The 11,892-nt window shown below is 29.6% G+C and carries 12 protein-coding genes and 1 riboswitch; all 12 genes read left to right on the top strand.

The window, feature by feature from the left end:
* Positions 1–35 precede the first annotated feature (35 nt).
* Positions 36–137: riboswitch (purine riboswitch) on the top strand.
* A 113-nt stretch (positions 138–250) separates the two neighbouring features.
* The 12 genes from I2A75_RS06475 to rlmN all read left to right on the top strand — a co-directional run bounded on the left by I2A75_RS06475 (position 251) and on the right by rlmN (position 11,887).
* Positions 251–1,618 carry an NCS2 family permease gene (locus I2A75_RS06475; protein ID WP_195263657.1) on the top strand — a complete coding sequence of 456 codons (1,368 nt, stop codon included), beginning with the start codon at positions 251–253 and terminating at the stop codon, positions 1,616–1,618.
* Between the two features lie 294 nt (positions 1,619–1,912).
* Entirely contained in the window at positions 1,913–2,794 is an 882-nt protein-coding gene (locus I2A75_RS06470; RefSeq protein ID WP_195263656.1) for a YicC/YloC family endoribonuclease, read from the top strand.
* A 14-nt stretch (positions 2,795–2,808) separates the two neighbouring features.
* Positions 2,809–3,078 (top strand): DUF370 domain-containing protein, encoded by a 270-nt coding sequence (locus tag I2A75_RS06465; protein ID WP_008678315.1) that lies wholly within the window; start codon positions 2,809–2,811, stop codon positions 3,076–3,078.
* Entirely contained in the window at positions 3,078–3,716 is a 639-nt protein-coding gene (gene gmk, locus I2A75_RS06460; protein ID WP_195263655.1) for a guanylate kinase, read from the top strand. Before I2A75_RS06465 ends, gmk begins: the two co-directional genes overlap by 1 nt.
* A complete protein-coding gene (gene rpoZ / locus I2A75_RS06455) occupies positions 3,697–3,921 on the top strand; it encodes a DNA-directed RNA polymerase subunit omega (protein WP_195263654.1) in 225 nt (74 codons plus the stop codon). The genes gmk and rpoZ overlap by 20 nt, the downstream gene beginning before the upstream one ends.
* Before the next feature lie 2 nt (positions 3,922–3,923).
* On the top strand, positions 3,924–5,123 hold the full coding sequence (gene coaBC, locus I2A75_RS06450) for a bifunctional phosphopantothenoylcysteine decarboxylase/phosphopantothenate--cysteine ligase CoaBC (RefSeq protein WP_195263653.1): 1,200 nt from the start codon (positions 3,924–3,926) through the stop codon (positions 5,121–5,123).
* 55 nt (positions 5,124–5,178) lie between these two features.
* Complete coding sequence (gene priA, locus I2A75_RS06445) at positions 5,179–7,377, top strand: primosomal protein N' (protein ID WP_195263701.1); 2,199 nt, start codon at positions 5,179–5,181, stop codon at positions 7,375–7,377.
* Positions 7,378–7,388: 11 nt separating this feature from the next.
* A complete protein-coding gene (def, locus tag I2A75_RS06440) occupies positions 7,389–7,832 on the top strand; it encodes a peptide deformylase (protein WP_195263652.1) in 444 nt (147 codons plus the stop codon).
* Between the two features lie 15 nt (positions 7,833–7,847).
* Positions 7,848–8,774, top strand: coding sequence for a methionyl-tRNA formyltransferase (gene fmt, locus I2A75_RS06435; RefSeq protein ID WP_195263651.1), 927 nt, complete (start codon positions 7,848–7,850; stop codon positions 8,772–8,774).
* Between the two features lie 43 nt (positions 8,775–8,817).
* A complete protein-coding gene (locus I2A75_RS06430) occupies positions 8,818–9,516 on the top strand; it encodes a zinc metallopeptidase (RefSeq protein ID WP_195263650.1) in 699 nt (232 codons plus the stop codon).
* Positions 9,517–9,527: 11 nt separating this feature from the next.
* The gene (gene rsmB / locus I2A75_RS06425) at positions 9,528–10,847 is read left to right on the top strand and encodes a 16S rRNA (cytosine(967)-C(5))-methyltransferase RsmB (protein ID WP_195263649.1); all 1,320 of its coding nucleotides are present in this window, start codon (positions 9,528–9,530) and stop codon (positions 10,845–10,847) included.
* Positions 10,848–10,855: 8 nt separating this feature from the next.
* On the top strand, positions 10,856–11,887 hold the full coding sequence (gene rlmN / locus I2A75_RS06420) for a 23S rRNA (adenine(2503)-C(2))-methyltransferase RlmN (RefSeq protein ID WP_195263648.1): 1,032 nt from the start codon (positions 10,856–10,858) through the stop codon (positions 11,885–11,887).
* Positions 11,888–11,892 lie beyond the last annotated feature (5 nt).

The following is an 11,892-nucleotide window of genomic DNA, read 5'->3' as shown; positions in this document are numbered from 1 at the left end:
ATATATTGACAAGGATTTATCTAAAATATATAATAATATTCGCAGAGGAGATAACTCATATAATATTGGCGATAAGGGTCAAAAGTTTCTACCGAGATACCGTAAATATCTTGACTATGAGTAAAATGCGAGCAAGTTTATATTGTTAGATATATAATCATGTCAGCATTTCTAGCTAAAAGCCGCTATGAGTTATCTATTGATAATTCATAGCGGCTTTTGTTGTATAAAAATACTAGGGGGATTAGCAATGAAAAACTCATCAAAAACACAAGTATTATTACCTATATTATCAAATGAAAATGTAAATTTAAAAAGAGAAATAGTAGCTGGTATTACTACTTTCTTAACAATGGCTTACATAATAGCAGTAAATCCAAATATATTATCAGAAACAGGAATGCCAGCAGGGGCTTTAGTTACTGCAACCTGTTTAACAGCAGCTATTGGATGTATATTAATGGGGATATTTGCAAACTTACCTTTTGCACTAGCATCTGGAATGGGACTTAATGCATTTTTTGCCTTTTCAGTTGTGATAGGAATGGGAATATCTTGGGAAATGGCTTTAACAGCAGTATTTATAGAAGGAATTATATTTATATTATTATCTATATTTAAAGTTAGAGAAGCTGTTGTAAATGCAATACCAATGACAATGAAGCATGCAGTAACTGCAGGTATTGGAGTTTTTATAGCATTTATAGGAATGGTTGGAGCAGGATTAGTAGTAAATGATGATTCAACATTAGTAACAATGGGACACTTTTCACCAACAGTTATAATTGCATTAGTTGGTGTTGTTATAATAGCAGTATTAGATAAAAAGAAAATAAAAGGATCTATATTATTTGGAATATTGACAAGTACATTACTAGCATGGGGATATGCATTAATAAATCCAGAAGTTGCAGCAGACCTTGGAATATATTTACCAGAAGGATTATTTAAGTTTGAAAGTATAGCACCAATAGCAGGGAAGTTAGATTTTTCACATTTAACAAACAAAGAAACCATAGGAACATTTATAGTTGTAATATGCACTTTCTTATTCGTTGATTTCTTCGATACAGTTGGTACTCTAGTAGGTGTATCATCAAGAGCAAATATGCTTGACGAAAATGGAAATGTTCCTAATGCAGGTAGAGCTTTATTAGTTGATGCTGTTTCAACAACAATAGGAGCAGCAATGGGAGTATCCACAGTTACAACATATGTAGAAAGTTCAACAGGAGTTGCAGCAGGGGGAAAAACAGGGTATACAGCAATAGCTACTGGAATATTGTTCTTACTTGCTATGTTCTTTTCACCGGTATTTATAGCTATACCATCATGTGCTACTGCACCAGCATTAATTTATGTAGGATACCTAATGCTTGGGGCTGTAAAAAATATTGAATTTGATAATATAACTGAGGGTGTGCCAGCTTTCCTAACAATAACAACTATGGCTTTAACATATAGTATAGGTGATGGTTTAACTATAGGAATATTATCATATGTAGTTATTAATTTAATTTATAACTTATTATGTAAAGATAAAGAAGATAGAACTAAGGTATCAGTAGTTATGATAATACTTGCAATATTATTCATAATTAAGTTAGCTTTTCTATAAAATAAAGATAATTTATATCAAAATTTATATAAATTATAAAAGAGATAACTCTTTTGTATTCGTAAATCCCAAAAAAGAAGTAGAATTTATCTACTTCTTTTTTAGTGATAAAAATAAAATGTTAACAATTTATGAACAAGTTATTGACAGTTAAGTGAAATATAAATTAATATTAATATGTTCTTAAGGAATTAAAATAATATAAATCTATAAAATGATTTCTATAAATTTATAACGATTTATAGAAATATACATATTTATAAAATTTATATAAGATAGGCTGTGGAGGCATATATGGTTAAAAGTATGACTAGTTTTGGCAGAGCTAGTAGCGAAGAAGGAAATAAATATTTATTTTCAGTTGAAATGAAAAGTGTAAATAGTAGATATTTAGACGTTAATGTAAGATTACCTAAAAGCATAATTTCTTTGGAAGAAGAAATTAGAAAGTTAATAAACTCAAAGCTTTTTAGAGGAAAAGTAGATGTTTTTATTAATCAAAAAAGTTATTCCGGTGGAGAAGGAATAGCTAAATTAAACTTGAGACTTGCAGAAAGTTACTATAATTGTTTAAAAGAAATAGAAGAAAATCTTAATTTAAAAAATGATATCACAGCTACTCAAATAGCAAGATTTTCAGATGTTATAACAATTGTTGAAGAAGAGGGTTCAATAGAAGAAATTTGGGGTGTTATAAAGCCGCTTATAGATTCATCTTTATCAATGATGGATGAAATGAGAATACTTGAAGGCGAGAAGCTTAAAGAAGATATTCTACAAAAATTAAATGAAATAGAGTCTTTAGTTTATGAAATAGATAAAATAGCATATACAGTGCCAAGTACATATAAAAAGAAACTAGAGTTAAAACTTAAAGATTTACTTGGTGGCATAGAAATAGATGAGACAAGAATAGCGCAAGAAATAGCTATAATAGCAGATAAGTCTGCAGTAGATGAAGAAATTATCAGATTAAAAAGCCATTTAAATCAAATGAGAAAAACCTTTGAAGAAGGCGGGCAAATTGGAAGAAAACTTGATTTTATAATTCAAGAAATGAACAGAGAAGCTAATACTATTGCTTCTAAATCCAGTGATATGAATATGACAAATTATGTCATTAACATAAAAAACTTAATTGAAAAAATAAGAGAACAATCGCAAAATATAGAATAACTAGGAGGAAAGTAATGGGTATAAAGTTAATTAATATTGGATTTGGTAATATAGTTTCTGCTAATAGACTTGTTGCTATTGTAAGTCCAGAATCAGCGCCTATAAAAAGAATAATACAAGAGGCTAGAGATAGAGGAATGCTTATAGATGCAACTTATGGTAGAAGAACAAGAGCTGTAATAATAACAGATAGTGATCATGTTATATTATCAGCTGTTCAACCAGAAACAGTAGCTCATAGACTTGTAGCAAAAGATGAAGCTGTAGATGAGGTTGATGAATAATGCAGAGTAATAGAGGTGTATTAATAGTTATTTCAGGTCCATCAGGAGCGGGAAAGGGTACTATTTGTAAGGAACTATTAGAAAGACATGAAAATATATACATTTCAGTTTCAGCTACAACAAGATCTCCAAGAGCTGGAGAAGTAGATGGAATAAATTATTACTTCTTAACAAAAGAATCTTTTGAAGAAAAAGTAGCTGAAAATGGATTCTTAGAATATGCTAATGTACATGGAAACTTTTATGGTACTCCAAAAGTTAATGTGGAAAAAATGCTTGAAGAAGGTAAGGATGTGATATTAGAAATTGATATCCAAGGAGCATTACAAGTTAAAGAAAATTTCAGTGAGGGTGTATTCATCTTTATTCTTCCTCCATCAATGGAAGAATTAAAACAAAGAATTATAAAAAGAGGCAGCGAAACAGAAGAATCATTAATGACTAGATTTAAAAATGCATATAAAGAAATAAATTATGTATCAAAATATAATTATGCTGTAGTTAATGATACTTTAGATTTAGCAGTTTCAAAGGTAGAATCAATTATAGCTGCTGAAAAGTGCAGAGTTGATAGAATAAAAGAAAATACAATTTTAGATTCTAAGGAGGGCTTAATTCATGAACAACTCTATGATTAATCCATCAATAATGGATTTACTTAAAAAGGTAGACGACAGATATTCTTTAGTAATAGTTACTTCAAAAAGAGCAAGACAAATAATAGATGGAAGTGAACCAATGGTTGCAACAAAATCAAAGAAGCCATTAACAATTGCTATTAATGAAGTTAATGAAGGTGAAGTAGGATATGAACCTGCTCCTTTAAAAGAAGGATTTAAATAATTATGAATGAAAAAAAGTGTGTATGTATAGGAGTAAGCGGAGGGATTGCAGTTTATAAAGCTTTAGACATAGTAAGTGCTTTAAAAAAGAAAGATATTGATGTAAGAGTTATTATGACTGAATCTGCAACTAAGTTTGTAACTCCTTTATCATTTCAATCATTAAGTCAAAATATGGTTGTAACTGATATGTTTGCAGAACCTAAGGCTTTTGAAATACAGCATATATCACTAGCAAAAAGAGCAGATGTTTTCTTAGTGGCACCAGCCACTGCAAATATAATTGGAAAAGTTGCAAATGGAATATCTGATGACATGCTATCCACGACTATTATGGCCACAAAAGCAAAAGTTATTTTTGCTCCAGCTATGAATACTAATATGTATGAAAATGCAATAGTCCAAGATAATATGGAAAAATTAAAGAAATATGGATATGAATTTATTGAGCCAGCTTCAGGAAGACTTGCTTGTGGCGATTTAGGAAAAGGGAAGCTTGCAGATGTAAATACAATTGTAGAAAGAGTATTAGAAGCATTAGATGAAAAAGAATTTACTAAGGATTTAAGCGGTAAAAATGTTTTAGTTAGTGCAGGACCAACTCATTCTAAAATAGATCCAGTAAGGTTTATTACAAATAGGTCTACAGGAAAGATGGGATATTATATAGCAGAAGAAGCTAAACGTAGAGGTGCTAATGTCACATTAGTATCAGGACCTACAAATCTTAATCCTCCTAATGGAGTGACTGTAATAAATGTAACAACAAATGAAGAAATGAAAAATGCAATTTTAGATAATTTTGAAAAAAGTGACATAGTTATTAAATCTGCGGCTGTTGCAGATTATAAAGCAAAAAATTATAGTAATGAAAAGATAAAAAAAGGTGATGAAGATTTAGTCCTAACCTTTGTAAGAGATAATGATATCTTAAAAATATTAGGCGAAAAGAAAAGTAATCAAATTCTTGTTGGATTTGCAGCAGAAAGTAATGATGTATTAGAAAATGCAAAGAGGAAACTAAAAAATAAGAATTTAGATTATATAGTAGCTAATGATATTACAAGTGCTGACACCGGATTTGGAAGTGAAGATAATAAAGTTATTATCATTTCAAAAGATGGAGAAGAAATATATTTAGATAAGATGAGTAAAAAAGAAGTTGCATCTAAAATATTTGAAACTATATTAAGAAAGCGCTAAGATGCGCTTTCTTCTTGTATAGGGGGAAATAGAACCTAATAAAAGGGTGATGAATTTGAAAATATATGCACAAATTATTATAAATAGTGATGCTTTAGATATAGATAAACCCTTTACTTATGAAATACCAGATGATCTTAAAAGTGATATAAGGGTAGGGCAATGGGTAAAGGTACCTTTTGGAATGAAAAATTCCCTTGTAGATGGATTCATATTATCTATAAAAGAAGAGGAAATAAAAGGTATTAGAATAAAAAAGATAAAATCTATAGGTTCAATAGAACCGCTTTTAAATAATGACGATTTAAGACTTGTTTACTTTATAAGGGAAAATTATTTATGTAAATATATAGATGCAATAAGACTTCTTATTCCACAAGGTGTCTTAAAGGGTGCAAAAAATAAATACAAGATGGTAATAGCACTAGGAAATAAGTCTTACGGCAAAGACGTTGAAGAGAAATATGGAGATATATTAAAATTTATAAAAGATAATAATGGGAAATTTAATAAAAATGAACTTGTAAATTTACATTCACTTTCATTATATAAAATAAATAAGCTTATTAAAGAGGGATATTTGAAAGTGGATGAAGAAATAGTATATAGATATAATGATAAAGAATATATTGATTATAAAGAGAAAAAGCTTACAAAGGATCAAATTAAAGCTTTAGAAAAAATTGAAAAGTCTGATAAAAAAGTATTTTTACTGAAAGGTGTTACCGGATCAGGAAAAACAGAGGTATATATGAAGCTTGTAAGTGATACTATAAGAGATGGGAAATGTGCTATAGTTTTAGTTCCTGAAATTTCTTTAACACCACAAATGATAGAAAGATTTAAAGGAAGATTTGGAAAGGAAGTTGCAGTTTTTCATAGTAAATTATCAGATGGAGAAAGATATGATGAATGGTTTAGGGTGAAAGAAGGAAAAGCTAAACTTGTAATAGGAGCAAGAAGTGCGTTGTTTTTACCAGCACCTAACTTAGGTGTAATTATAATAGATGAAGAACATGAAAGTACTTATAAGTCTGAACAAAATCCTAAATATGTAACAAGAGAAGTAGCTGAATTTTTAAGTGAAATAAAAGATTGTAAAGTTATATTAGGATCAGCAACCCCTTCTATAGAGACATATTACAGGGCTATAACAGAGGAGATAGAATTAGTAGAATTAAATAATAGAATAGATAATAAGCCAATGCCTATAATGGATATAGTAGATATGAGAGAAGAATTAAATAGTGGTAATGTTTCTATGTTTAGCAGAAAACTTTTTACTGAAATCAAGGAAGCATTAAATAAGAAAGAGCAAATCATTTTGTTTTTAAATAGAAGAGGATTTTCTACATTTGTATCTTGTAGAAGCTGCGGATATGTATTTAAATGCCCTAAGTGTGATATAGCAATGACATTCCATAAAAATGGATATTTAGTGTGTCATTATTGTGGTTACGGCCAAAAGCAACAAAAGATTTGTCCAAAATGTAAAAGTAAGTATGTAAAACATTTTGGGGCTGGTACAGAGCGGGTTGAAGAAGAGGTTACAAAGTACTTTAAGGATGCTAGAGTTCTAAGAATGGATGTAGATACTACAAGAGGTAAGAATTCTCATGAAGAAATATATAAAGCATTCAAAAATGGAGAAGGAGATATCCTTATTGGAACTCAAATGATATCAAAAGGTCTAGATTTCGAAAATGTAACATTAGTAGGAATACTTGCTGCTGATATGTCTATAAATATACCAGATTATAGATCAGCAGAAAGAACTTTTCAAATAGTAACTCAGGTTGCTGGAAGGGCAGGTAGAGGAAGTAAAGAAGGTAAAGTAATTGTTCAAACATATAATCCAGAGCATTATAGTCTAATTTATGCAAAAAACTATAATTATGAAGGGTTTTATGATGAAGAATTTACTACAAGGGGTTTGATGTATTATCCTCCTTTTGGTAAAATACTATTAGTGAATGTTTCTTCTAAAAATGAAAACTCACTTAAAGATTTTATGAAATTAATAAAAGGTGAGATGGAAATAATTAAAGATGAATATTTAAATATAGAAATGCTTGGACCAGTTCCATGCATAGTTTCTAAAATAAAAGATAATTATAGATGGCAAATATTATTTAAAGGTGATTTATCTCTAGATTTTTGTAAAAAAATAAAAGATAAACTTTATCAATTAAATAAGAATGTATATAATGAAGTAAAAGTAACTATTGATATTAATCCAAACAATTTGACTTAGGAGGTAAAGAAATGGCAATTAGAAATATAAGACAAAATGGCGATGAAGCATTAAGAAAGAAATGTAAGGTTGTTACTGAAATAACACCAAGAACACTTAAATTAATAGAAGATATGGCAGACACTATGTATGAAGCCGATGGAGTTGGTTTAGCAGCACCACAAGTTGGAATACTTCAAAGAATATTTGTTATAGATGTTTATGATGATTATGGATTAAGAGTATTTATAAATCCAGAAATTTTAGAAGTTTCAGGAAGTCAATTAGGAGAAGAAGGATGTTTAAGCGTACCTGGAGAAGTTGCAGATGTTGAACGTCCAAATTATGTAAAGGTAAAAGCTTTAAATGAAAAGGGAGAAGAGTTTGTTTTAGAAGCAACAGAACTTTTAGCAAGAGCTATACTTCATGAAAATGACCACTTAAATGGAACTCTATTTATAGATTATTTAAAATAGCAAAGGAGGATTAACATGAAAATAGTATTTATGGGAACTCCAGATTTTGCAGTACCATCATTAAAAAAGATAATAGAGACTTATGGAGTTGAAAGTGTATTTACTCAACCTGATAAACCGAAGGGAAGAGGAAAGAAAATGGCCTATTCTCCAGTTAAGGAAGTAGCTTTAGAAAAAAATATAAGGGTTTTTCAACCTATTAAATTAAAAGAAGATAGGGAAGCTATAGAGTATCTAAAAGAGTTAAAGCCAGATTTTATAATTGTAGTAGCTTTTGGTCAAATACTGACTAAAGAAGTGTTAGATATTCCAAAGTATGGATGTATAAACCTACATGCATCATTGTTACCGATGTATAGAGGAGCAGCACCTTTAAACTGGGCTATAATAAAAGGTGAGAAGAAATCTGGTAATACTACAATGTTAATGGACGTAGGTCTTGATACTGGAGATATGCTTCTTAAGGATGAAGTTGAAATAACTGATAATATGACAGCTGGAGAATTACATGACGTATTAATGGAGAAAGGTGCAGAACTCTTAATTAATACTATAGAGGGATTGTATAATGGAAGCATCATTCCAGAAAAGCAAAGTGAAGAAACTTTTTACGCTAAAATGTTAAATAAAGAACTTGGAAGAATAAATTGGAATAATACTGCTAAGGATATTCATAATTTAATTAGAGGACTTAATCCATGGCCTATTGCGCATACTACTTATGATGATAAATCAATGAAAATATATGAGAGCGAAGTATTATGTGAAAATAGTAATAAAGAGCCTGGTACTATAATAAATGTATCAAAAGAAGGTATGAAAGTTTCAACAGGTTCAGGAGTACTATTAGTTAAAAAAATTCAATTTCCAAATGGTAAGCCTTTAACTATAGAGCAATATATAAATGGTAATGAACTAGAAATAAGTAAAAAAGTTATTTAAGAGCTATAATAATTAATTAAACTATATAAAAGGAGATGGGTTTATGTTTTACCCAGGATTTTTATTTGACCCAACATATTTAATTTTAATACCAGCTATGATAATAGCTTTTTGGGCACAGTTTAAAATAGATAATGCTTATAAAAAGTATAAAACTGTTAGAACTTTAAGTGGTGTTACTGGAAGCGAAGTTGCAAGAAGTATATTAGATGGAGCAGGACTTTTTGATGTAAGAGTTGAAAGGTATGGAAAGCATCTTGGAGATCATTATGATCCATCATCAAGAGTAATTAGACTTTCACCAGAAGTATATGACGGAGCAACTGTAGCAGCTGCTGGGATAGCTGCCCATGAATGCGGGCATGCAATTCAGCATCAAACTCACTATGCACCTTTAGTTTTAAGAACTAGGATAGCGCCAGTTGTTAATATAGGAAGTACATTATCAATATATTTATTCATGATAGGGATATTCTTAGGTAATCCACTATTTGCTAAGGTTGGTATAATATTCTTTGGAGGTGCAGTTATTTATCAATTAGTAACCCTTCCAGTAGAATTTAATGCATCAACAAGAGCATTAAATATATTAAAAACTAGAACCTTCCTATATGGAGATGAATTAAAAGGAGCACAAAAAGTTTTAGATGCAGCTGCAATGACATATGTAGCAGCAACTCTTATGGCTATTTCTCAGTTAATAAGATTAATAGCTATAAACAATAGATATAATGATAATTAAGAGGTAGAAGGATGAACAGTAGAAAACTTGCAAGACAAATTATACAAAGAGTTTTAGAAGAAGGAGCATATTCAAACCTAGTTCTTTCAAATGAACTTAATAGCAGAGATATTGAAGATAAAGATAAGGGACTTGTAACAGAAATTGTGTATGGTACTTTAAGAAGAAAGAAAACTTTAGATGTATTAATAGGAAACTTTGTTAAAGATATTAATTTAATTGATACAACTGTATTGAATATATTAAGAGTAGCTATTTATCAAATGTACTTTTTAGATAAAATACCTGAATATGCTGCTTGCAATGAAGCAGTAGAAGAAGCAAAGGAAATTTCTTTAGAAGCATCAAAGCTTGTAAATGGTATTTTAAGAAATTATATTAAGGATGAAAAGGAAATTGTAGTTCCAGGAAATAGAATAGATGAACTTGCTTATAAATTTTCTTTCCAACCTTGGATGATAAGATTGTTTATAAAACAATATGGTGAAGAAAGAACTATGAGATTAATGGCTGGATTAAATGAAACGCCAAAGGTTACTGTAAGAGTAAATGAATTTAAAGCAGAGTATGATGAAGTTTATGAAAAATTAGAGGAAATAGGATATAATATTGAAGATGGATATGCTTGTCCAGAAGCGATAGCTATAAAAGGTGGAAAAGGGATAGAGGATAACGAATTATTTAAAGAAGGACTTATTACAGTTCAAGATGAAAGTGCAATGCTAGTGGCACCTCTATTAGATTTAAAAGAAGGAGATAAAGTACTTGATCTTTGTGCTGCTCCAGGTGGTAAAACAACTCACATTGCTGAATTACTAGCAAATACTGGGGAAGTTTTAGCTTTTGATTTACATGAAAATAAACTTTCTCTTATAGAAGAAAATGCAAATAGATTAGGATTAAATAATATAGTGTGTAAGGCTATGGACGCTACCAAGCTAAATAGTGATTATATAAGCTATGGAGATAAAGTATTAATAGATGTACCTTGTTCAGGACTTGGTATAATAAGAAAGAAACCAGAAATAAAATGGAATAAAACAAGACAACAATTAAAAGATTTAGTTCCAATACAAAGAGAAATAATGGAAAATGCATGGCAATATTTAAAGCCAGGTGGAACTCTTGTTTATTCTACATGCACATTAAATAAAGAAGAAAATGAAGAAAATCTACAATGGTTCTTATCAAAACATAATGATGCAGAAATAGAAAAAATATATATAGGAAACAACAATAACTTTATATACAATGAAGATGGAAGTTTAACTATATTACCAAATGATTCTATGGATGGTTTCTTTATAGGAAAAATAAAGAAGATAAAATAGGTGATATAATGAATAATATTTTAAATTACAGTTTAGATGAAATTTCCTTATGGATGAAGGAAAATGGAGAAAGTGCTTTTAGAGCAAAACAAGTTTTTTCATGGATTTACAAGAATATTTGGGATTTCGATGATATGAAGAATTTACCTAATTCTCTAGTAGAGAAACTTAAAGAAAATTTTTATATAGGAATACCAAAAGTTGTAGAAAAGTATGAGTCAACTTTGGATGGTACACAAAAATTATTATTAGCTTTCGATGATGGTAACATCATTGAAAGTGTAATAATGAAATATAAACATGGAAACTCTATATGTATTTCTACACAAATTGGATGTAGAATGGGATGTAAGTTTTGTGCATCAACTTTAGAAGGTAGAGTGAGAAATTTAACAGCTGGAGAAATTTTATCAGAGGTTATTGTAGCACAAAAGGTCTTAGGAGAAAGAATCTCTAATATAGTATTGATGGGAAGTGGAGAGCCTTTAGATAACTATGAAAATGTTACTAAATTCTTAGATTTAGTAAATGCAGAGTATGGTTTAAATATAGGTCAAAGACATATAACTTTATCTACTTGTGGATTAGTACCTAAGATTTATGAACTAGCAGATAAAGGATATAGCATAACACTAGCTATATCATTACATGCATTTAGTGATGAAAAAAGAAGAGAAATAATGCCTATTGCCAATAAATATTCAATAAAAGAAATACTACAAGCGTGTGATTACTATTTTGAGAAAACGGGTAGACGTATAACTTTTGAGTATTCATTAGTATCAGGTATAAACGATGGTAAGGAAGACGCGAAATCCCTTTCAAAATTATTAAAAGGAAGGCATTGTCATGTTAACCTTATACCTGTTAATGAAATAAAAGAAAATACTCTAAAAAGACCTTCAAAAAAGACTATAGAAGAATTTGAAAAGATAGTAAATGAAAATGGAATTGAAGTAACTGTAAGAAGAGAAATGGGTAATGACATCAATGCAGCTTGCGGCCAATTAAGGAGAAATTTCTTAAAGTCTCAAAATTAGAGGGA

Source organism: Clostridium sp. 1001275B_160808_H3 (assembly GCF_015550425.1).
GTDB lineage: Bacteria > Bacillota > Clostridia > Clostridiales > Clostridiaceae > Clostridium.
This window is presented reverse-complemented; position numbering and strand designations above follow the sequence as displayed.